Origin of the sequence: Streptococcus sp. GS001, from assembly GCF_021595565.1 — a bacterium.
In the GTDB taxonomy this organism is placed as follows: Bacteria; Bacillota; Bacilli; order Lactobacillales; family Streptococcaceae; genus Streptococcus; species Streptococcus xiaochunlingii.
Genome location: NZ_JACSYJ010000001.1, coordinates 390513 through 413557 on the forward strand (window position 1 = coordinate 390513; position 23045 = coordinate 413557).

A 23045-nucleotide genomic window follows, 5' to 3' on the forward strand; every position below is an offset into this window, starting at 1 on the left:
ATCATAAGAGCATGGGGAACGAGCAAGCCTTTACCACGCCAAACAATAATTAAATAATTTCCTTATTTCCTATCTTAATCAAAATAAAGCAAGTCTTTGCTGGTTTCGGTAAAGAGGCCAAAGCCATCTTTTGTGACATAGCCACAGTCTTCAATCCGAACTCCGACTTTTCCAGGGATGTAGATGCCTGGTTCGACAGAGAAGCACATTCCTTCTTCGATGACCATGTCATTTCCTTCCATGATAGAAGGGAATTCATGCACATCCATTCCGATACCGTGTCCGAGGCGGTGGTTGAAGTATTCGCCGTATCCTGCTTTTTCAATGACGCTCCGGGCAGCACGGTCTACGTCATGTGCTGTTACACCTGGTTTGATCATATCTAGGGCAGCCTGTTGAGCTTCTAAAGTCAAGTGGTAGATTTCTTTTTTGAAATCATCTGGTTTTCCAACAGCGACTGTTCGCGTCATATCTGAAGCATAGCCATTCACCATACAGCCCAAGTCGAAGAGAAGAAGAGCATCCTTTTCAATTTTGTTGCTTCCAGGAATGCCGTGTGGGTTGGCTGCATTATTACCAGTCAAGACCATAGTTTCAAAGCTCATTTCATAGCCCAAGCGTTTGATGCCAAAGTCGATTTCTGCGACGATATCAGTTTCTGTTTTATCCAGTGAGATGGCGTCGAATCCCATATTGACAGCCTTATCCGCATATTGACCAGCAACTAACATCTTTTGGATCTCATCAGCAGATTTAATCAAGCGCATGCGGTTAATCCGAGGGCTGAGATTGGTAAATGTTGCTTGTTCAAAGACTGAACGAAGCCCATGATACTTGGTCAAAATCAAATTATCAAATTCCAAAGCGACCTTTTTGGCTTCTGGATTAGCGCTAGCCCCTTTGATTTTTTCCCAAGGATTTTCAGAATCCACGTACCCTACCACTTGGAAATCCACAACTGCAGTCGCCCGTTCTACCTCAAGAGCAGGGACAAAAAGAAGTGGTTCATGGTCTGGATAAACGAACAAGAAGAGCTGACGCTCGTGAGGATCACTGTAAAATCCAGTTAGGTAATTGATGGTGACAGGATCGGATACAACAGCCACATCTGTTTTTTCGGTTTCAAGAAATGCTACAATTTGATCTAATTTAGACATAAGCTACCTTCTTTCTATTGATAATATTTTGTCAGATTTTCCCTAAAAAATCAAGAGTTTGCAAAAAGATGTTAAAATGCTTGAAAGTGTTTACAATAAGTGATAAAATAGTTGTTATAGAAGACTGAAAACGAAATTTTCAATAAAGAAAGGAAGTAATATGAATACAGACGATACTGTAACCATTTACGACGTTGCCCGAGAGGCGGGTGTCTCAATGGCGACTGTTAGCCGTGTCGTGAACGGAAATAAGAACGTTAAGGAAAATACTCGTAAAAAAGTATTGGAAGTCATTGAACGTTTGGACTATCGTCCGAATGCAGTAGCTCGTGGACTTGCGAGTAAGAAAACCACAACGGTAGGTGTTGTGATTCCAAATATTACCAATAGTTATTTCTCTACTCTGGCAAAGGGGATCGATGACATTGCTGAAATGTACAAGTACAACATCGTCCTTGCCAACAGCGATGAAGACGATGATAAAGAAGTTTCTGTTGTCAATACTCTTTTCTCAAAACAGGTCGATGGGATTATCTTCATGGGTTATCACTTGACAGAAAAGATTCGTTCAGAATTCTCTCGTTCTCGGACACCGGTGGTCCTTGCTGGGACAGTTGATGTCGAACATCAATTGCCAAGTGTCAATATCGATTACAAGCAAGCGACAGTAGACGCGGTTACACTATTGGCTAAACGAAATAAAAAGATTGCTTTTGTAAGTGGACCATTAGTAGATGATATCAACGGTAAGATTCGCTTGGCTGGCTACAAAGATGCTTTGAAAGCAAAAAAATTGTCTTACAGTGAAGGCTTGGTCTTTGAGTCTAAGTACCGCTATGAAGAAGGCTATAACTTGGCTGAACGCATCATTGCATCTAAAGCAACAGCAGCCTTTGTAACTGGGGATGAATTGGCAGCAGGTTTGCTTAATGGTCTAGCTGATCAAGGTGTGAACGTACCGGAAGATTTTGAGTTGATTACCAGTGATGATTCACAAATTACACGCTACACTCGTCCAAATCTTTCAACTGTTGGCCAACCACTTTATGATTTGGGGGCTATCAGTATGCGGATGCTGACAAAAATTATGCATAAGGAAGAATTGGAAGAAAGAGAAGTTCTTCTTGCCCATACCATCAATCATCGTGGGACTACGAAGAAGTAAAAACAAAAGGAAGCCAAGGCTTCCTTTTTTCTTGTCTCTGCATGAATCTCCGGTAAAACTTGAAGGGGTCTGCTAAATTAGGTATAATAGAGGGTATGAAAGTTTTACTGTATCTAGAAGGAAAATCCGTTTTACAAAAATCGGGGATCGGTCGAGCTCTCCAACACCAGATGCATGCCTTGGATTTGGCTGGAATCCCCTACACCACAGATGTTTTAGGAGACTACGATGTCGTTCATATTAATACCTATGGTCCTCGGAGTTTGTTGCTATTGCATGCTGCCAAACGTCGAGGGAAAAAGGTCATTATGCATGGACATTCCACACGGGAAGATTTCCAAAATTCATTTATTGGGTCCAATTTGTTTGCTCCCTTATTTGGCAAATATTTGGCTCATATGTATAAAAAAGCCGATTTTATTATCACCCCTTCAGAGTATTCGAAACAACTGATTCAGTCCTACGGGGTCAAAACTCCAATTGTCGCTGTTTCTAATGGGATTGATTTGTCTAAATATAAAAAAGATCCCAAAAAAGAAGAGGTTTTTCGGAAGCACTTTAATATCCAAGAAGGAGAGAAGGTCGTTTTATGTGCGGGTCTCTACTTTAGACGAAAAGGGATTGAAGACTTTGTAGAAGTGGCTCGTCGGATGCCAGATGTCCGCTTTATTTGGTTGGGATCGATTAATAAATGGTTAATCCCTCGGGCTATTCGTCGTCTGGTCGAGAAAGATCATCCGAGCAATGTTGAATTCCCTGGCTATTTTAAGGGAGCTGTGTTCCAAGGTGCTATGACAGGTGCGGATGCCTTCTTCTTCCCGTCTTACGAGGAAACGGAAGGAATTGTTGTCCTAGAGGCCTTAGCGGGTCACCAGCATGTCGTTCTCCGGGATATTCCAGTTTATCATGGTTGGGTGGACCAAGAGTCGGCAGAATTGTGTCATTCAGTGGATGAGTTTGTGGACTCTCTTGAAAAAGTCTTGTCTGGTCAAGTGGACAAGCGCGATGCAGGGGATCGAGTAGCTCAAAGTCGCTCAATTGATTTGGTAGCGGATCAACTAGTGAAAGCCTATCAGCAAGTATTGGAGATGTAATATGCGTATTGGATTATTTACAGATACTTATTTTCCGCAGGTATCGGGGGTTGCGACCAGTATTCGAACCCTTAAAACAGAATTGGAGAAGTTGGGACATACTGTTTTTATCTTTACGACGACGGATAAGGATGTCAACCGCTATGAGGACTGGCAAATTATCCGTATTCCAAGTATTCCCTTCTTTGCCTTTAAGGATCGGCGGATTGCTTATCGCGGCTTTACCAAGGCTTTGGCCATTGCCAAACAATACAAACTGGATATGATCCATACACAGACGGAGTTTTCTTTAGGGCTACTCGGGGTTTGGATTGCTAAGGAGCTTCGGATTCCAGTAATTCATACCTATCATACCCAGTATGAAGATTATGTGCGTTATATTGCCAAGGGGATGGTTATCCGACCAAGTATGGTTAAGTACATTGTTCGTGGTTATATGAATGACTTGGATGGGGTCATCTGCCCGAGTGAGATTGTCTATGACCTCTTGCTGAAATATAAGGTCAAGGCTGAAAAACGGATTATTCCGACAGGAATTGAGCTGGCGAAGTTTGAACGACCTGAAATCACACAAGTGGAGACGCAAGCCCTTCGTGAAAAATTAGGCATTCAAGAGGGTGAAATCATGCTCTTGAGCTTGTCACGGGTTTCTTACGAGAAAAATATCCAAGCCGTTATTGCGGCCTTGCCTAAAGTGTTAGAAGAAAATGCGCATATTAAATTGATTGTGGCTGGAGATGGGCCTTATCTGGATGATTTAAAAAAACAAGCGGCCAAACTTGGTGTATCAGATGCGGTGGTCTTCACAGGGATGATTCCACCAAATGAAACAGCTCTTTACTATAAAGCAGCGGATTTCTTTATTTCGGCTTCGACTAGTGAGACGCAAGGTTTGACCTATTTAGAGAGTATCGCTAGTGGGACACCCCTAATTGCTCAGAGTAATCCTTATTTAGATAATGTGATCAATGATCGGATGTTCGGAATCTTGTATGACCAGGAAGAAGATTTGGCAGCAGCTATTTTAGAAGCGACCTTAGCCACACCAGAAAAGGATGAGGCTAAGTGGGAGGAGAAGCTGTATGAAATTTCTTCTACAAACTTTGGTCGCAGGGTCTATGAGTTCTATCTGGATGCCATTATTTCGAAAGATTTTTACAATGAACGTCATCCTGAGGAAAGCCGTACCAAACGGGTGACCAAGTCCATTGTGAAAATTCCACAAAAGGTCATCGCTATGCCTGTGAATGGGTCTGTGAGAATCATGAAGGGTTCCTTTAAACAGGTGAAAAAGATTCGTAATATCACCAAGTTATTGGATTAGAGTAAATCAAATCAGTAAGAGGATCAAAAGAAGGACCTCTTACGGATGAGAGGCTTTTTCCTCTTGCAAAATATTTCAATCGTGCTATAATACTAGTCAGAGACATATCAAATCTAGGAAATCTGATAGAGAGCGCGTGGGGCTGGAAATCGCGTAGAGGATAGGTTTGGGACTACTCGGTGAACTTTTTATGCAAACATAAAACGGTGGCCACGTTAGAGCCAATCAGAGGTGTTCCTCTTTTTTGAGGAACATAAATGAAGGTGGAACCACGTTGCGACGTCCTTTCGAGGAGGTCGCTTTTTTGTTTTTTTGATGAAGAAATAAAAAAGAGTTTCACTATAACATAAGATATTTAAAAATTTATAAGGAGAAGATTATGATTAAGATTACTTTCCCAGATGGCGCTGTTCGTGAATTCGAATCTGGCGTGACTACTTTTGACATTGCCCAATCCATCAGCAATTCCCTAGCTAAAAAAGCTCTTGCTGGTAAATTCAACGGCAAATTGATTGATACCACTCGTGCTATCACCGAAGACGGGAGCATCGAAATTGTGACACCTGATCACGAAGACGCCCTTCCAATCTTGCGTCACTCAGCGGCTCACTTGTTTGCCCAAGCAGCTCGTCGCCTCTTCCCAGATATCCACTTGGGTGTCGGTCCAGCTATCGAAGATGGTTTCTACTACGATACTGACAATGAAGCTGGTCAAATCTCTAACGAAGACCTTCCTCGCATCGAAGAAGAAATGCAAAAAATCGTTAAGGAAAACTTCCCATCTATCCGTGAAGAAGTGACTAAAGACGAGGCGCGTGAAATCTTCAAGAACGACCCATACAAATTGGAATTGATTGAAGAGCACTCAGAAGACGAAGGTGGGTTGACCATCTACCGTCAAGGTGAATACGTAGACCTTTGCCGTGGCCCACACGTCCCATCAACAGGCCGTATCCAAATCTTCCACCTTCTCAATGTAGCAGGTGCTTACTGGCGTGGAAATAGCGACAATGCTATGATGCAACGGATCTACGGTACAGCTTGGTTTGACAAGAAAGACTTGAAGAACTACCTTCAAATGCGTGAAGAAGCTAAAGAACGTGACCACCGTAAACTTGGTAAAGAGCTTGACCTCTTCATGATTTCTCAAGAGGTTGGACAAGGTTTGCCATTCTGGTTGCCAAACGGTGCTACTATCCGTCGTGAATTGGAACGCTACATCGTCGACAAGGAGTTGGCTTCTGGCTACCAACACGTTTACACTCCACCACTTGCTTCTGTAGAACTTTACAAGACTTCTGGTCACTGGGATCATTACCAAGAAGATATGTTCCCAACTATGGATATGGGAGACGGTGAAGAATTTGTCCTTCGTCCAATGAACTGCCCACACCACATTCAAGTCTTCAAACACCATGTTCACTCATACCGTGAATTGCCAATCCGTATCGCTGAAATCGGAATGATGCACCGCTATGAGAAATCAGGTGCTTTGACTGGTCTTCAACGGGTGCGTGAAATGTCTCTCAACGACGGTCACCTCTTTGTGACTCCAGAACAAATCCAAGAAGAATTCCAACGTGCTCTTCAGTTGATTATCGATGTTTATGAAGACTTCAACTTGAATGAATACCGTTTCCGCCTCTCTCTTCGTGACCCTCAAGATACTCACAAGTACTTTGATAACGATGAAATGTGGGAAAATGCCCAAACCATGCTTCGTGCTGCCCTTGATGAAATGGGCGTTGACTACTTTGAAGCTGAAGGTGAAGCTGCCTTCTACGGACCAAAATTGGATATCCAGGTGAAGACTGCCCTTGGAAAAGAAGAAACCCTCTCCACTATCCAGCTTGACTTCTTGCTTCCAGAACGCTTCGACCTTAAATACATCGGAGCTGATGGTGAAGAACATCGCCCAGTTATGATCCACCGTGGGGTTATCTCAACAATGGAACGCTTCACAGCTATCTTGATTGAAAACTACAAGGGTGCCTTCCCAACATGGCTTGCACCACATCAAGTAACCCTCATCCCAGTATCTAACGAAAAACACGTGGACTACGCTTGGGAAGTAGCTAAGAAACTCCGTGACCGTGGTGTCCGTGCTGATGTGGATGAACGTAATGAAAAAATGCAATTCAAGATCCGTGCATCACAAACTAGCAAGATTCCTTACCAATTGATCGTTGGTGACAAGGAAATGGAAGATGGAACTGTCAACGTTCGTCGCTATGGACAAAAAGAAACAAACACTGTGTCAGTAGATGAGTTTGTAGCAACTATCCTAGCTGATATCGCCAACAAATCTCGTGTTGAGAAATAAAACGATAAAACCTGGGATAAAAATTCCAGCTACCTAAAAAAGAGGTTGGGACAAAAGATCCCGACCTCACTTTTTATTAGCAATCAAAGTTTGACGAGGTAGCTGATTGAACTTTTTGTTCGTCTTTTAGACTCCAAAAAGCTCCTAATCATCCTCGCGGGGCTGGGACTACGAAATCGAGACTTTGTCTATCGATTTCTGTCCCACCGCATTTTTATATTTTGTTTAACCTGAGCTAGTAGTGATTGGTCAAACCACCACAAATAGTATCCTCATCAATAATCCTTTCTATCCATTAACTTTTGGATATAGGATATCCTCCCAAGATTTGCTTCCATGAGTTAGATGAGTTGATTATCCTCAATCCTTGTCTGCCTCATTTTCTTTTACGAGATCGTTTTGTGAATCTTTTTCAGAGAGTTTTTGATCGATATACTTGTCAATGTTTTCGTAAAATTCCTTGGTCGCCTCACTATCTAATTTTGTCGAATTATGGACTTGATTGACTTTCAATTGAACAGATTCAATACCGTAAGAGGCTTGTTTTTGGCGAATGGTTTCTAATTCTTCTTCTGAAATCGGATCTCCAACAACTGTCAAGACCAATTCATTATTCCTTGACTTGTAGACTTGATTAATGACCGTATGATTAGCGAACTCTTTTCCTACAAACTGTTTGATCCCTTCTTTTCGCGCTTGATCCATCGTCAGAGTGACTGCTGAATAGCAGGCTGGAAGGACCAATAATACAATCAAGGATATCAACCCAATTTTCATTTTAATGTTTAGCTCATTAAATGAACTTAAGGGAGATTTTCTCATCAAAATTCTTGTTCCAACAATGTTGATTAGCATGATAAAGACACAGTTGATCAAGAAAAGATAGAGAGCTCCAAATAAGAACCGTACATTTCCATTAGCTAAACCATAACCTGCAGTACAGATAGGTGGCATTAGAGCAGTTGCAATGGCTACTCCTGGCACGATATTGTTTGCTTCTTTTTTTCTTGAACCAATAAAGCCTGCTATCCCACCAGCAATAGCAATGAGAACATCCCAAATGGTTGGAGAGGTTCGTGCAATCAATTCGCTACTTGCATAAGATAAGGGAGAAATCCAGAAATATAGAGTCGAGACAAGCAAACTGACCAATACTTGAGTAAATAAAACCCCTAGAGATTGCTTGATTAAACGCGTATCAAAAATAGCTAAACCAAACCCCAGTCCAATAATCGGTGTCATAAGAGGGGAAATCAGCATGGCTCCAATAATGACAGCTGTTGAATTCATATTTAGACCTATAGAGGCAATAAAAATCGAACACATCAAAATCACTGTATCTCTTAATCGAACATGAAGGTCATCATATAGTTTCTCGCGGAATTCACGTGTTGAATAGTTTCTGGTCATTGGTTACTCCTTTTATTTCATATAATCTTGTTTCTGCATGGATGATGGTAGAGAGACTTATGTCCAATTTGACATATTTTTAATTCTCATTTGTAATTCTTTTGAACATTATCTTTTAAATATCCATCAGTCCATCCTACATATTATATCAAAAATTTTACAGCCTTTTTCTGAAGAAATCTATCAATTGAACATATAGAGAAAGTCAGAAATTTTAGATTCCTTATTCAAAAAAGGAAGAACGGTATCTCCTCTGAAAGAAGATACCGTTTTAATATTTAAACATGATGAGTGTGTTTGTAACAGCAATTTTTGCTGATATCGCCAACAAATCACGTGTTGAAGAATTTTTTGTGGATTGAAAATAATTATTCAAGCGCTATTATAGTGACTTCTATATTGTGATTATCATTTTTTCTATTGCACAACCTTTTTCTTTCTCTTTCTTTACAAATCAAAGTATAACTCCCATTTTTCAAAGAAATTTGCTATAATGAAAGGACAGAGATTTGAAGAAGCAAAGAAAAAATAGAAGTAGGTACATGTATGAAGAAAATTCTTGTTGTAGATGATGAAAAGCCGATTTCGGATATTATAAAATTCAATATGGCCAAAGAAGGCTATGAAGTCTTGACTGCCTTCGATGGAAAAGAAGCACTGGCTGTTTTCGAAGCTGAGAGCCCAGATATTTTGATTTTGGACCTCATGCTTCCTGAAATTGATGGTTTGGAAGTAGCGCGTACCATTCGAAAGACCAGTAATGTACCGATTATTGTCTTATCTGCAAAAGATACAGAATTTGATAAGGTCATCGGTCTTGAAATTGGTGCGGATGACTATGTGACTAAGCCATTCTCAAATCGTGAGCTTCAAGCTCGCGTAAAAGCTTTGTTGCGTCGGACAGAACTAACGGTAGAATCACAGACAGAGTCTACATCAGATTCAGAGATTGTGATTGGTGATTTGAAAATCATTCCGGATGCCTTCCTTGCTCAGAAAAAAGGCAAAGAGCTCGAGTTGACCCATCGCGAATTTGAGTTGCTCTATCACTTGGCGACCCATGTAGGCCAAGTCATGACCCGTGAGCATTTGCTGGAAACAGTCTGGGGCTACGATTATTTTGGTGATGTTCGGACAGTGGACGTAACGATTCGACGTTTGCGTGAAAAAATCGAAGATATTCCAGGCCGTCCGGAGTATATTTTAACGCGCCGTGGTGTCGGTTACTATATGAGAAACAATGATTAATTACATCAAAGAAGTCATAACCTCTTATAATTTTATCTTTGTCCTAATTACTCTTGGATTTATTATTGTTGTCGCCTTGTTGATCCTGGAAAATCGTCGGGATAACATGAAGCTACGCTTGTTGAATGATAAGATTAAGAGTTTGATTGCTGGAGAATATTCCGATATCATTGATTTACAAGGGGGTCCTGAATTAACAGAGATTTCCAACAGTATCAATGATTTGTCTGAAGTGATTCGTTTGACGCATGAAAATCTGGAACAAGAAACCAAGCGCTTGACCAGTATTCTTTCCTATATGACAGATGGGGTCTTAGCAACCAATCGTCGGGGGCAGATTATTTTGGTTAATGAAATGGCTGCCAAACAGCTTAATGTCGTGGTCGAAGAGGTCATGAACATCAGTATTCTAGATCTGCTTGGCATTAGTGAAGAGTATGAACTGCGTGACTTGATTACCAATGTTCCAGAATTGACTATCGATTCGCAGGATGAAAATGGGGAGTACATCTCTTTACGGGTTCGCTTCGCTTTGATCCGGAGAGAGTCTGGTTTTATTTCTGGTCTGGTTGCCGTCTTGCATGACACAACCGAACAGGACAAGGAAGAGCGGGAACGTCGTTTATTCGTATCCAACGTTAGTCATGAACTCCGAACACCACTGACCAGTGTTAAATCTTACTTGGAAGCCTTGGATGACGGAGCCATTACGGAGCCAGTTGCACCGGAATTTGTCAAAGTATCTTTGACAGAGACCAACCGGATGATGCGGATGGTGACGGATCTATTAAGTCTTTCGCGGATCGATAATGAAACCAGTCAATTGGATGTTGAATTGACCAACTTTACAGCCTTTATCACTTTCATTTTGAATCGCTTTGATAAGATGAAGAACCAGGCTGGCGAGAAGAAATATGATATTGTTCGTGATTATCCTATTTCTCCTGTCTGGGTTGAAATTGATACAGACAAGATGACACAGGTCTTAGACAATATCTTAAATAATGCTATCAAATATTCCCCAGATGGTGGGGAAATTCGTGTGGGGATGAAAACAACAGATGCCCAGTTGATTATTTCGATTTCGGATGAGGGCTTAGGGATTCCTAAAAAGGACCTGCCACGAATTTTTGATCGCTTTTATCGCGTGGATAAGGCACGTAGTCGCGCCCAGGGTGGGACTGGTTTAGGACTTGCCATTGCGAAGGAAATTATCAAGCAGCACAAAGGATTTATTTGGGCCAAGAGTGAATATGGAAAAGGTTCTACTTTCACGATTGTTCTACCATATGATAAAGATGCTATCCTGGATGATGGATGGGATAATGAAGGTGAATAAGAAGACAAATGGATGAAAAAGGGTTTAAGTATAGTATTTTAGCTTCGGGCTCGAGTGGTAATTCATTTTACCTAGAGACACCTAAGAAAAAAATTCTAGTAGATGCAGGCTTGTCCGGGAAGAAGATTACAGGTTTGCTTGCAGAAATTGATCGCAAACCCGAAGATCTTGATGCTATTTTGATTACACATGAACATTCGGATCACATTCATGGTGTTGGTGTACTAGCTCGTAAATACGGGATGGACCTATACGCCAATGAAGCTACATGGAAGGCCATGGAGGGAAGCAAGTACCTTGGGAAGGTCGATGACTCCCAGAAACATCTTTTTGAAATGGGCAAGACCGTAACCTTCGGGGATTTGGATGTGGAAAGTTTTGGTGTCAGTCATGATGCTGCGGCTCCCCAGTTCTATCGTTTCATGAAGGATGGGAAGAGTTTTGTCATGCTGACGGATACAGGTTATGTCAGTGATCGGATGGCAGGGATTGTTGAAAATGCAGATGGCTATTTGATCGAGTCCAACCACGATGTGGAAATCCTACGAGCTGGCTCTTATGCTTGGCGATTAAAGCAGCGGATCTTATCCGATTTGGGTCACCTCTCTAATGAAGATGGTGCGGATGCCATGATTCGGACCCTAGGCAATAAGACTAAGAAAATTTATCTGGGCCACTTATCCAAGGAAAACAATATCAAGGAATTGGCCCATATGACCATGGTCAATCAATTGGCTCGAGCAGATTTGGCAGTGGGTCATGATTTTGAAGTGTTGGATACATCTCCAGATACAGCGACTCCATTAGTAGATATCTAGATGATTAAAAGAGGCTGGGACAAAAGTCCCAGCTTCTCAATTGTCTTTGGATTGTCGAGTAAGACGCAGTGGTTGAGTGGGCTCTACTACGCTGATTTCATCAGCTTTTACAGCCCTACTCAACTGTGCGGAGGTGGGACGACGAAATCGAGTTCTAACCAATTACCGATTTTTGTCCCACTCTCTTTCAGTTCAGTATTATAGGCTGGAAATGAATGGAAGGATAGGAGCAATTAGTTTGAAATATGTGTATATGACGGTGGGGTTTATTTCCTTAGGATTAGGGATTATTGGGATTCCTTTACCTATTTTACCTACAACCCCGTTTCTTTTATTAGCCATGGCTTGTTTTGCCAAAAGTTCTCAACGATTTGAAAAATGGTTACATGGGACCAAGTTGTACCAAACTTATGTAGCAGATTATCGGGAAACAAAGGCGATCTCTAAGAAGCGGAAAAAAAGAATTATTCTACAAATTTATCTTTTGATGGGGATTTCCATTTACCTGGCTCCACTCTGGTTTGTGAAATTAGGTCTAGTGGGATTAACTATTTTTATAAGCTATTATTTGTTCAAAGTGATTCCGGATAAAGAAGAATAATACAAGGAAAGGATAGGCCATAAATCCTATCGTGAAAACAAGAGAAAGGAGTGCGATACGCACTCTTTTTAATTATAAAAAAATAAAAAAATTACAAATAAAGATCGACAATCACGGCAAACCGTGATATAATATAATCAGAAAGGAGGAAGATATGAAAATATCGGAGATTGCTGAACTAATGGTAGCAACCGGAACCTTATTAACAGGGATCGCAAGTGTTATCATGGCAATAAAAAAAGAGCCAAAAGAACGCAAGACAAGTAAAACAAAGCGGTTCAAGTAAGGCTCAGGTAGGTTGGGGCGAAAGCCCCTTAGACCTACCATGATTATATCATATCGAGAAAAAAAATGAAATATTTACCAATTTTCACAATCGTATTTTTTGTATTTCTTATGATTTTAAATGGCAAAAGGAAGTAAAGAGAGTGGTTAAATGAGAGAACAAATAGAAAAGTTATTAAACAGCGAAATAAGTACAACCGCAATCGCTAAAGGTGCAGACCTTCCTTGGTCTACAGTAGCTGACCTTAGAAAAGGAAAAACTAGTATGGATAAAATGGCCCTACTTACAGCTGAAAAATTATATGATTTTGCGGAAAAGTTAAAAATAAAATAATTTTTTAAACAAGTTATAAAATATACTTTTTGAAGATTTAAGTATAGAAACAGTAAGTAAAGTTCAAACTTGGATAGATAAAAAAATAAAAAGGTTCTTTATACAACCTTTTTTATTTTCTGTTATAACGGCAATTTATTAAGAATGTCTATTATAACGAAAAAAAGCCCTTGAAGGCTCGTTCTCTCAATTATGCGGGCAATGAATACGTCTTTTTTTAATTGATAGAAATTGATAGGAACTATAATTTCTTTAAAACATTGTTTTTACAACTGATAGCAAACAATCAGCATTTAATGGTAAGCGTAAAATGTTTTTGGTATAATAGAGGGGTGTATCTTTTAGACGAAATGAGTCATAAGATTCGATCCAGATGCATAAATGAAGAAAGAAAGTAGTAACGTGATGCAAGCCTTATATAACCTTCTTGCTGAGAAATTTCGGCTGACTTTTGACGACACAGAATTGTTGGAAACAGCTTTTACACATACCTCATATGCGAATGAGCATCGCCTCTTAAAAATTTCACATAATGAACGTTTGGAATTTTTAGGAGACGCTGTTCTCCAGTTGGTGATTTCCGAATATTTATTTGCCCTCTACCCAAACAAGCCAGAGGGTGATTTGTCAAAAATGCGTTCCATGATTGTTCGTGAGGAAAGCCTGGCAGGTTTTTCTCGTGATTGTGGTTTCGATCAATTCATCAAACTTGGCAAGGGAGAGGAAAAATCTGGAGGACGTAACCGAGATACCATCTTAGGAGATTTGTTTGAAGCTTTTTTAGGGGCCTTGCTCTTGGATAAGGGAGTGGAGACTGTTCGGAATTTTATTCAGCAAGTCATGATTCCTAAAGTCGAGGCAGGTCAATTTGAACAAGTGATTGACTATAAGACACGCTTGCAAGAAATCCTTCAGATCCACGGTGATGTACTGATTACCTATGAGGTGACGAGTGAGTCAGGTCCGGCTCACGCTAAAGAATTTGAAGTTCAAGTGTCTGTCAATGGGAAACTCATCGGCCAAGGACGTGGCCGGTCTAAAAAGGCTGCAGAGCAAGAAGCAGCAAAAATAGCAGTGGAAAATAAGGTGGATCCCTCATGTATTTAAAGGAAATTGAGATTCAAGGATTTAAGTCTTTTGCAGATAAGACCCGGGTTATCTTCGACCAAGGGGTTACCGCAGTTGTTGGCCCTAATGGATCTGGAAAATCAAACATTACAGAAAGTCTACGGTGGGCTTTAGGGGAATCGAGTGTCAAGAGCCTACGTGGAGGCAAGATGCCGGACGTGATTTTTGCAGGGACTGAAACTCGTAAACCTTTAAATTACGCCTGTGTAACGGTAGTGCTGGATAACCGGGATGGCTTTATCAAACATGCTGCTAAGGAAATTCGAGTAGAACGACATATCTACCGCTCGGGTGACAGTGAGTACAAGATTGATGGCAAGAAAGTCCGTTTGAGAGATGTCCATGACCTCTTTATGGATACTGGGCTTGGGCGAGATTCTTTCTCCATTATTTCCCAAGGGAAGGTCGAGGAAATCTTCAACTCCAAACCAGAAGAGAGACGAGCTATTTTTGAAGAAGCCGCGGGAGTTCTTAAATTTAAGACGCGTCGCAAGGAAACGGAATCTAAGTTGGTCCAAACCCAGGATAATCTGGACCGTTTGGAAGACATTATTTTTGAGTTAGAGGGGCAAATCAAACCTCTTGAAAAGCAAGCTCTCGTTGCAAAACGTTTCTTAGAATTGGATCAACAACGCCAAGTCCTTTATTTGGATGTTTTAATCGCACAAATTGAAGTCAATAAAAAAGAATATGATCGAGCAGTCCAAGAAGAAGCCTCCATTCAGGAACAATTAAAGGCTTATTACCAGAAAAGAGAAGAATATGAAGCGGAAAGCCTCCGATTGAAACAGAGTCGTCAGGCTCTTCAACATCAATTATCGGATGATCAAGCTAGCCTCTTAGAATTGACTCGCCTCTTAAGTGATTTGGAGAAACAAATCGAGTTGGCACGCTTGGAGTCACAACAGGTCGCTCGGAGCCGTCAGGAAAATCAAGAGCGGGTCAATGGTCTGGAAGAACGCCTACAAGTTCTTCGGAATCAATTGGAAGAAAAACAAGCCCATACAAAGAGTATTCAAGAAGAACTCCAAAAGAGCCAAGAAGCTATCGAAAGTCTGGAGAAAGAGTTGGCAAGTTTCTCAGAAGATCCAGATCAGGTGATCGAGTATCTACGTGAAAAATACGTGGCCTTGATGCAGGATGAAGCAGAGCGGTCAAATGAATTAACAACCATTGAAAATCAGTTGGAAGTTTCAGCTCAATTGTCACAAAGTAAAAAGGAAGATTACCAAAATCAAATCCAAATGGTGACAGAATTGCAGGAAAAAGAGCAAGTTGCTAAAGAGTCTTATCAACTCGCTCAAGAGCATCTGAAACACTTGCTTGAGACCTATCAGTCAGAAGCGAAACGATTTGAGGAAGCTCGCCAGGCTTATCAAGAAGCGCAAGCCAAGATGTTTGATTTACTGGATCAAAGCAAGGAAAAACAGGCTCGCATTAACAGTTTAGAGGCGATTCAAAAAAATCATAGTAATTTTTATGCGGGCGTGAAGAGTGTCTTGCAAGAAGCGACTCGCTTAGGCGGGATTGTGGGAGCTGTCAGTGAAAAACTTTCCTTCTCACCAGAGTATCAGACTGCCTTAGAGATTGCTCTGGGAGCCAGCAGTCAGCATATTATCGTAGAAGACGAAGGAGCAGCAACACGGGCAATCGAACATCTGAAGAAGAATCGCTCGGGTCGGGCAACCTTCCTTCCTTTGACAACCATTAAACCACGCTACCTTGCAGGAAAGAATCAAGAACTGATTGAAGCCTGTCCAGGGTTCCTAGGGATGGCTAGCAGTTTGGTGGACTATGATCCTTCCCTCAAGTCGATTTTTCAAAACCTTTTGGGTGTCACAGCTATTTTTGATACGATTGAGCACGCCAAGTCTGCTGCTCGCAAGGTTGCCTACCAAGTTCGTATCGTGACGCTGGATGGAACTGAACTGCGCACAGGTGGTTCCTATGCAGGTGGTGCAAATCGAAGCAATAATTCGATTTTCATTAAGCCAGAACTGGATCGCTTGCACCAAGAATTGGCCTCTCTTCAGAAGAACTTGCGAGAAGTAGAAGGGCAGGTTCAAGAGCAACAGGACCAAGTGACCCAATCACAAGCAACACTAGAATCTTTGAAAAGCCAAGGAGAAGGGGCGCGACTAGAAGAGCAACGCCTTCAATTGGCTTTTGAGCAAGCTCACCAGCAACTCTTGGATGCCCAAGAACTGTTAGAACTTATCCGTACAGAGCTGGATGAAGGTAGCGACCAGGAGCTCCTCCAAAAACGGGATCACTTGCAAGCGCTACTGAAAGAAATTGAGGCGGAAAAAGAGCAAGTCACTGCTGAGATTGAAGAAGTCAAGCTCAATAAAGATGTCATTGTTGAGAAGGTAGAAAGCTTACGGGCAGCTATTGCCAAGCTCCAATTACAGAAAACAGAGTTGAAGAGTCGATTGACTTATGACCAAACAGATGCCGAACGCTTGAAGCAAGAGTTGGCTTCTACTGAACGGGAAATCCAAGCTCTCCAATATGCGATTGAGCAGGGAGAAGATCGACATGAGCAAATCGATGTTTCTGTCCTTGAAAAACAACTGCAAGCAACCCTTCAAGAGAAAACCGCTCTGGAGCAAGCTGTGATTCGTAAGCAATTTGAATTAGAGGATTTGGAAGGCCAGTCTGAAGATGTAGCGGGTCATATGGAACAAGCCCGTCGTCAAAATGAGGAGTGGATTCGCCTACAGGCCAAAGCAGAATCCAATCGCGATCGATTGGCAGACAAATTGAATAAACTCATGTTGGCACTGACCGATGAATTCAAGATGAGTTTTGAAGAGGCATCTAATCAGGCCAACGAACTAGAAAATCTAGCCCAGTCTGAGCAAGTCTTAAAAGACTTGGAGAAAGCGATTAAAGCCTTAGGACCTGTCAATATTGATGCTATCGAACAATACGATGAGGTCAAGACTCGGTTTGATTTCCTTTCCGGTCAACGAGAAGATGTCTTGGCAGCGAAGAATCTTCTTCTTGAAACCATTAATGACATGAATGATGAGGTGAAAGAACGCTTTAAGTCTACGTTTGAAGCGATTCGTGAATCCTTCCGAATAACCTTTAAACAGATGTTTGGGGGAGGATCAGCAGATCTCATCTTGACGGATGGGGATCTCTTGTCAGCTGGGGTCGAGATTTCTGTTCAACCGCCAGGTAAGAAAATTCAATCCTTGAATTTGATGAGTGGTGGGGAGAAAGCTTTGTCAGCATTGGCACTGCTCTTCTCAATCATTCGTGTCAAGACTATTCCATTTGTCATCTTGGATGAGGTAGAAGCGGCTCTAGACGAGGCCAATGTTAAACGTTTTGGGGATTACCTCAATCGTTTTGATAAGGAAAGTCAGTTTATTGTGGTCACCCACCGTAAGGGAACCATGGCGGCAGCAGATTCCATCTATGGAGTGACCATGCAAGAATCTGGAGTCTCTAAGATTGTATCTGTGAAGCTGAAAGATATAGAAGGAATGGATAATGGAAATTAAATTAGTCGCAACAGACATGGATGGGACTTTTTTGGATGAAAATCATGAATTTGATCAAGCTTTATTCCTAAAGGTATTAAAGAAGTTTCAAGAAAAAGGGATCTACTTTGCGGCAGCAAGTGGTCGGGCTCTCCTCTCTTTGAAGACAATCTTTAAAGAGATTCAGGATCAGATTATTTTTATAGCTGAAAACGGCAGTGTTGTTGAGTTTCATGGTGAAGATGTCTATGAAGCGACCATGAGTCCTGATTTTTACCAAGCTCTGTTTGCCAAGTTACAAGAAAGTCCTTATTTCGATAAAAATAAGTGCTTGTTAACGGGAAAACTCGGGAGCTATGTTTTAAAGACCGTTGATCCAGACTATCTAGCTGCTTCGCAAAACTACAATGAAAATATTCAAATGGTGTCAGATTTTTCAGAAATTGATGATCTTGTCTTTAAGATGACCACCAATTTTGACCAAGAAGTATTAGCGGAAGGGGAAGCCTGGGTTACCCAAAATGTTGAGGGTGTTAAGGCTATGACCACTGGTTATGAGTGCATTGATATTGTCTTGGATTATGTGGACAAGGGAGTCGCCATCCAAGCACTAATGGATCAGCTAGGCATTAGTCGAGATCAAGTCCTAGCTTTTGGGGATAACCTCAATGATCTTCATATGATGCAGGTTGTTGGCCATCCAATTGCGCCAGAAAATGCCCGTCCAGAGATTTTGGAATTGGCTGAAAAAGTATTAGCTCACCATTCGACAGGATCTATCCTTCGCTTCATGGAGGAAGAATTATGAGTCAGATTAAGGTTATCGCACTAGACTTGGACGGTACTCTCTTAAACTCAGAGAAGAAAATCTCCCCTCGGAACTTAGCTGCCATTCGTGCAGCTCAAGAAAAAGGGGTCAAGGTAGTTTTGACGACGGGTCGTCCCCTCAAGGCTATGGATTTTCTGCTTCAAGAGATTGGGACTGCCGGCTTGTCAGATGAATACACCATTACGTTTAATGGAGGCTTGGTACAAAAGAATACAGGGGAGATCATTGCGAAGACACTTTTCTCTCGTGATGATGTCGTCCGCATTTATGAGGAGACAGAGGCCCTTGGTTTGCCACTAGATGCCATCAGCGAAGGGGTTGTTTATACACTTGTATCTGATCAAGAATCTCTTTACCCTCTCTATAATCCTTACTTGAACTTTATTCCCGTTTCTATTGAAGATTTGTCCAGTCAGATTTCCTACAATAAGTGTGTAACGGCCTTTCAACAGGACTATTTGGATGGCGCTATTCCAAAGATTTCTCCTGAATTAAGGGAGCGTTTTGAGATTTTTAAATCCAGAGACATGCTCTTGGAATGGTGCCCCAAAGGCGTTCAAAAGGATCGAGGCTTGGAAGCTTTGGTGGAGTATTTAGGAATCGATGCTAGCCAAGTCATGGCGTGTGGAGATGAAGCCAACGATGCCAGCATGTTAAGATGGGCAGGACTAGGAATCGCCATGGCTAATGCGGTGGATAAGGTGAAAGAGATTGCCACACTAGTCTCAGACTACACCAATGATGAAGATGCAGTCGGAAGAGCGATTGAAGAATATGTATTGAAGGAGGGTCAATAATGGGATTATTTGACCGACTATTTGGAAGAAAAGAAGAAACAAAACCAAAAGCCCAAGAACTTACAGAAGAGATTGGGGGAAGCGAGAAAGAAGCAAGTTCGCCAGCTGAGCCGGTATCACAAAAGGCTTCACAAAGTGATGAAGCTAAGATCTCGGCAATGGAAGCCTACTATGCTGAATTAAAAGAGCGAATGGCTACCGAATCAGCGCGATCATCGCAAGAGTTGACAGAATCTTTTGAAGAAGAAGTTCCCACAGAAGAGCCTGTAAATCAGGAAACAGCTATCGAGGAAGAGGTGTCTTCTCCACTAGAGCAGGATACCCCTCCTGAGGAAGTAACCGAACCTACTCCTGTTCCTGAAGAACAGACTTTAGAAGTAGAAACGTTACAAGAAGAGAATCTTGAAGAAGAGCCTCTGAATTCTTCATCAGATCTTGTCCAAGAAGTCCTTGAAGAAGAAGTTCTTGCAAAGAATGAAACAGAAGATGAGACTTCAAATCTTTCCAAAGAACCCGAGGAAGTAATTGAAGAAGCAACTACTGAAAGTTCAGAGGAAGAAACAGGAGAGTTTGAAGAAGATGCTCCAGTAGAAGAAACAACTAGCGAACCTGAAATTTCAGAAGAGATTGAAGAAGAGCCTCTAGTAGAAGAAACGACAAGTGAGCCAGAGCTTGCTCAACCAACAGAAACGGTTCAAGAAAAATACAATCGAAGCTTGAAGAAAACTCGGACTGGCTTTGGTGCTGCCCTAAATGCATTCTTTGCTAACTTCCGTTCTGTCGATGAAGAATTCTTTGAAGACTTAGAAGAACTCTTGATCATGAGTGACGTCGGAGTCCAAGTCGCTTCGAATCTGACCGAAGAGCTCCGCTATGAAGCACGCTTGGAAAATGCCAAAAAACCGGATGCCTTGCGTCGCGTGATCATTGAAAAATTGGTGGATCTCTATGAAAAAGATGGCCAATACAATGAGCAAATCAACTTTAAGGACGGCTTGACCGTCATGCTCTTCGTCGGAGTGAATGGCGTTGGGAAAACCACTTCTATCGGAAAACTAGCTCATAAGTACAAGAAGGAAGGGAAAAAAGTGATGCTAGTCGCAGCAGATACCTTCCGGGCAGGAGCTGTTGCTCAATTGGCTGAATGGGGACGCCGTGTGGATGTGCCCGTTGTCACAGGTCCTGAAAAATCAGATCCTGCAAGTGTGGTCTTTGATGGGATGGAACGAGCAGTGGCAGAGCAAGTCGATGTTTTGATGATTGATACGGCTGGTCGCCTTCAGAATAAAGACAATCTGATGGCTGAATTAGAAAAAATCGGTCGCATTATCAAGCGCGTGGATCCTACAGCCCCTCATGAAACCTTCTTGGCCTTGGATGCGTCTACAGGACAAAATGCCCTGGTCCAAGCCAAGGAATTCTCTAAGATCACGCCGATTACTGGAATCGTCCTTACTAAGATTGATGGAACAGCTCGAGGAGGAGTGGTTCTTGCCATTCGAGAAGAATTGGATATTCCAGTGAAATTAATCGGTTTTGGTGAAAAAATCGATGACATCGGTGAATTCAATTCTGAAAACTTTATGCGCGGCTTGTTAGAAGGTTTGATATAAAAGAAAATCCTGCAAGAGTTCTTGCAGGATTGTTTTTGATTATTCTAAACGACCATCTTTACGATAGGCGATATCTGGTTAGCGGCTTCTTCGTAGGCATAGCTGCGGTTGACGGCCTAAGCTGATGCTACTGAGTTCTTACCTATCTAGGTCTGCGTCAGGTCGTTAAGTGCGGCGATTTGTTTTATGAAGCTAACTGTGTGCTTTAGGAGAATCTCTCTATACGAGCTATGACTTGTTTATTAGATCTTAATCTAATTCGCTCGCTTTGGCTTAGTAAAATGGTTGATCTTCTTTCGTAACAGTAAGCTTTAACTTATGTTTTCAAGTAAATAATCAAATAACTGGTTCGCAATAAGTTCTGCATGGGTATTTATAACGGGGAATTCAAAGTAATAATATTGAGATTCATATCTTTCTAATATGTAGCTGGGAATTAAAAAAAATTTATTATAGCAAGAAGATATTTCTTTTATAGAATTAGAAATATCTTCTAATTTATTACTTATATTAGTTATGTCAAAAAATAGCTCACTAAAACCATTATCAATATTATTAATTGTAATAAATGGATATTTATTTTGATTGCAAAATTCCCAGTGGTCAGTATAATTTTGATCTTTTTTATAAATAAATTTATTCATATAATCCTCTTATTTGAATTTGAAGTCAGTTACATTCTTCCTTTTTCCAGCTTTATCAAATATTGCCATGTAGTGAATAGTAAGCCCATCTATTTTTTTGCTAACCCCAAAGGGTCAACCGATCCTTGAACATTAGGTGCAAACCAATAAAAATTAGCCCCGCTCCACAACCCAATCGGGTCTTGGTTGATAAACCGAGCCGCATCAGTCTCATAATACCTGAAGAAGTTGTAATGCAAGCCGGTCTCTTCATCAAAGTACTGGTTTTGAAGTCTGAACGGCTGATTCGCATTCTTGTAAATCCGCTCATCCAACCTATGCAATATATTTTCTGTGTCGCGGAGAATTTATCAAGTTATAAAAAAATGTTTCAGACGACCTTAAATATCTTAGTCGCCTAAAATACTTTATCAAAGATCTCAATACTATGATTCACTAATAGTATCTATCCATTTATTTTCCAATAACCATTTCTCAACATCATATAAGAAATTAGGGTTAATTTTTTTAAGTATAGCAAATTGCCTTTCTTTTTTCTTCATGGTTTCAAAAAAATATCGATAAAACTCCTTACCTAATATCTTTCTTTGTGCATCTATATCTTTTTTAATGGGTATAAAATCTTCTTCATAAACAACAATGTCAAATACAAGGGCATTATAATTATCTTCTTTTGAATATCGAGACTTAGATTTCCAGCCACTATCTTTTTCTAAACACCTGAAACATAATACTAAATCAAAAGGAAATTCAGTATATTTTTTCAGAATAGGCTGTAAGCCATTCTCTATTTCACTATCCAATATACTAACTTTACTCCATTTTGGAGAGTCACTCGTAGTTCGTATTTGCATATCCATCTCCTTATCTTAAAAAAATAAAACTAATGCCTACATTTATTTTCCACTGGTAATTTACCCCTTTTCTTAATATATTTAATAATTTTCAACCTTTCCCAACGTTGCATAGCTTTCATAGGTCCCTTCATAACTCTTATATATTTTAAATTATTTCTATCTAACCATTTTTGAGAATACCGACGCTGAACACCTTTTACAATATTTTTTGTTTCCCAATTTTCCAAATATCTCCTTTTTTCAACCATACCTTACCCACAGGCTTACGTTCACCCCATTCCATTACAGGGTAAAAACCATCTTTTCTTGCAACAAGATAATAAAGTTCTTTAAGTCCTAAAGAATCAATCCAACTTTGTGTATTGGGGGAAAATTGATAGAAATTTTCTCCTCCTACCAAACCTATCACGTCTTGGCTTACAAAACGTCCTGTGTCTGAATCGTAATAGCGGTAATAGTTATAGTGGAGTCCTGTTTCTCTATCATAATACAGGTTCTGTAAGCGGAAGGATTGGTATGCGCTATCGGTTACCTTGGTTTCCTCTTTCAGAAGACCTTGCGGTTTTTTTGGACCTCGATCCAACT

The 23045-nt window shown here is 40.9% G+C and carries 22 protein-coding genes; 15 read left to right on the forward strand and 7 right to left on the reverse strand.

Annotated features, from left to right (window positions below; genetic code table 11):
• Positions 1-74 precede the first annotated feature (74 nt).
• Positions 75-1157: a M24 family metallopeptidase gene (locus H8S88_RS01915; RefSeq protein ID WP_123160486.1), complete on the reverse strand. Its 1083-nt coding sequence runs from the start codon at positions 1155-1157 to the stop codon at positions 75-77.
• A gap of 160 nt (positions 1158-1317) precedes the next feature.
• Here H8S88_RS01915 and ccpA point away from each other — a divergent pair, with 160 nt between their 5' ends.
• The 4 genes from ccpA (at position 1318) to thrS (ending at position 7063) form a co-directional block, all read left to right on the forward strand.
• Entirely contained in the window at positions 1318-2322 is a 1005-nt protein-coding gene (gene ccpA / locus H8S88_RS01920; RefSeq protein ID WP_006595886.1) for a catabolite control protein A, read from the forward strand.
• 95 nt (positions 2323-2417) lie between these two features.
• Positions 2418-3416 (forward strand): glycosyltransferase family 4 protein, encoded by a 999-nt coding sequence (locus tag H8S88_RS01925; RefSeq protein ID WP_125334751.1) that lies wholly within the window; start codon positions 2418-2420, stop codon positions 3414-3416.
• 1 nt (position 3417) lies between these two features.
• A complete protein-coding gene (locus H8S88_RS01930) occupies positions 3418-4740 on the forward strand; it encodes a glycosyltransferase family 4 protein (protein WP_125334749.1) in 1323 nt (440 codons plus the stop codon).
• 379 nt (positions 4741-5119) lie between these two features.
• A complete protein-coding gene (thrS, locus tag H8S88_RS01935) occupies positions 5120-7063 on the forward strand; it encodes a threonine--tRNA ligase (RefSeq protein WP_125334747.1) in 1944 nt (647 codons plus the stop codon).
• A gap of 360 nt (positions 7064-7423) precedes the next feature.
• Here the strand turns inward: thrS and H8S88_RS01940 are convergent, their stop codons facing one another.
• Positions 7424-8473, reverse strand: coding sequence for a DUF389 domain-containing protein (locus tag H8S88_RS01940; protein WP_125334745.1), 1050 nt, complete (start codon positions 8471-8473; stop codon positions 7424-7426).
• Positions 8474-9019: 546 nt separating this feature from the next.
• On the opposite strand from H8S88_RS01940, the gene yycF reads away from it, so the two are divergent.
• From yycF to ftsY, 11 genes are all read left to right on the forward strand, one after another.
• On the forward strand, positions 9020-9721 hold the full coding sequence (gene yycF / locus H8S88_RS01945; protein WP_048789362.1) for a response regulator YycF: 702 nt from the start codon (positions 9020-9022) through the stop codon (positions 9719-9721).
• On the forward strand, positions 9714-11060 hold the full coding sequence (gene vicK / locus H8S88_RS01950) for a cell wall metabolism sensor histidine kinase VicK (RefSeq protein ID WP_125334743.1): 1347 nt from the start codon (positions 9714-9716) through the stop codon (positions 11058-11060). Before yycF ends, vicK begins: the two co-directional genes overlap by 8 nt.
• A gap of 8 nt (positions 11061-11068) precedes the next feature.
• Positions 11069-11878: an MBL fold metallo-hydrolase gene (locus H8S88_RS01955; protein WP_125334741.1), complete on the forward strand. Its 810-nt coding sequence runs from the start codon at positions 11069-11071 to the stop codon at positions 11876-11878.
• Between the two features lie 211 nt (positions 11879-12089).
• Positions 12090-12479 carry a YbaN family protein gene (locus tag H8S88_RS01960; protein ID WP_398578213.1) on the forward strand — a complete coding sequence of 130 codons (390 nt, stop codon included), beginning with the start codon at positions 12090-12092 and terminating at the stop codon, positions 12477-12479.
• 154 nt (positions 12480-12633) lie between these two features.
• Positions 12634-12765 carry a hypothetical protein gene (locus H8S88_RS09830; RefSeq protein WP_260471263.1) on the forward strand — a complete coding sequence of 44 codons (132 nt, stop codon included), beginning with the start codon at positions 12634-12636 and terminating at the stop codon, positions 12763-12765.
• Positions 12766-12915: 150 nt separating this feature from the next.
• Positions 12916-13098 carry a DNA-binding protein gene (locus H8S88_RS01965; RefSeq protein ID WP_125334735.1) on the forward strand — a complete coding sequence of 61 codons (183 nt, stop codon included), beginning with the start codon at positions 12916-12918 and terminating at the stop codon, positions 13096-13098.
• A gap of 405 nt (positions 13099-13503) precedes the next feature.
• Positions 13504-14205: a ribonuclease III gene (gene rnc / locus H8S88_RS01970; protein WP_125335169.1), complete on the forward strand. Its 702-nt coding sequence runs from the start codon at positions 13504-13506 to the stop codon at positions 14203-14205.
• A complete protein-coding gene (gene smc / locus H8S88_RS01975) occupies positions 14196-17741 on the forward strand; it encodes a chromosome segregation protein SMC (RefSeq protein ID WP_236127860.1) in 3546 nt (1181 codons plus the stop codon). Before rnc ends, smc begins: the two co-directional genes overlap by 10 nt.
• A complete protein-coding gene (locus tag H8S88_RS01980) occupies positions 17731-18528 on the forward strand; it encodes an HAD family hydrolase (protein ID WP_236127861.1) in 798 nt (265 codons plus the stop codon). The genes smc and H8S88_RS01980 overlap by 11 nt, the downstream gene beginning before the upstream one ends.
• Complete coding sequence (locus H8S88_RS01985) at positions 18525-19346, forward strand: Cof-type HAD-IIB family hydrolase (RefSeq protein WP_236127862.1); 822 nt, start codon at positions 18525-18527, stop codon at positions 19344-19346. Before H8S88_RS01980 ends, H8S88_RS01985 begins: the two co-directional genes overlap by 4 nt.
• Positions 19346-20959 (forward strand): signal recognition particle-docking protein FtsY, encoded by a 1614-nt coding sequence (ftsY, locus tag H8S88_RS01990; RefSeq protein ID WP_236127863.1) that lies wholly within the window; start codon positions 19346-19348, stop codon positions 20957-20959. Before H8S88_RS01985 ends, ftsY begins: the two co-directional genes overlap by 1 nt.
• A gap of 311 nt (positions 20960-21270) precedes the next feature.
• On the opposite strand, the gene H8S88_RS01995 is transcribed toward ftsY, so the two are convergent.
• The 5 genes from H8S88_RS01995 to H8S88_RS02015 form a co-directional block, all read right to left on the reverse strand.
• A complete protein-coding gene (locus H8S88_RS01995) occupies positions 21271-21603 on the reverse strand; it encodes a hypothetical protein (RefSeq protein ID WP_061863329.1) in 333 nt (110 codons plus the stop codon).
• 89 nt (positions 21604-21692) lie between these two features.
• Positions 21693-21926, reverse strand: a complete 234-nt coding sequence (locus H8S88_RS02000; protein WP_236127864.1) for an RHS repeat-associated core domain-containing protein — start codon at positions 21924-21926, stop codon at positions 21693-21695.
• Between the two features lie 102 nt (positions 21927-22028).
• The gene (locus H8S88_RS02005) at positions 22029-22457 is read right to left on the reverse strand and encodes a hypothetical protein (RefSeq protein ID WP_236127865.1); all 429 of its coding nucleotides are present in this window, start codon (positions 22455-22457) and stop codon (positions 22029-22031) included.
• A gap of 29 nt (positions 22458-22486) precedes the next feature.
• Positions 22487-22687, reverse strand: coding sequence for a hypothetical protein (locus tag H8S88_RS02010; protein ID WP_185761499.1), 201 nt, complete (start codon positions 22685-22687; stop codon positions 22487-22489).
• Positions 22657-23043: an RHS repeat-associated core domain-containing protein gene (locus H8S88_RS02015; RefSeq protein ID WP_185761498.1), complete on the reverse strand. Its 387-nt coding sequence runs from the start codon at positions 23041-23043 to the stop codon at positions 22657-22659. The genes H8S88_RS02010 and H8S88_RS02015 overlap by 31 nt, the downstream gene beginning before the upstream one ends.
• Between the last annotated feature and the right edge of the window lie 2 nt (positions 23044-23045).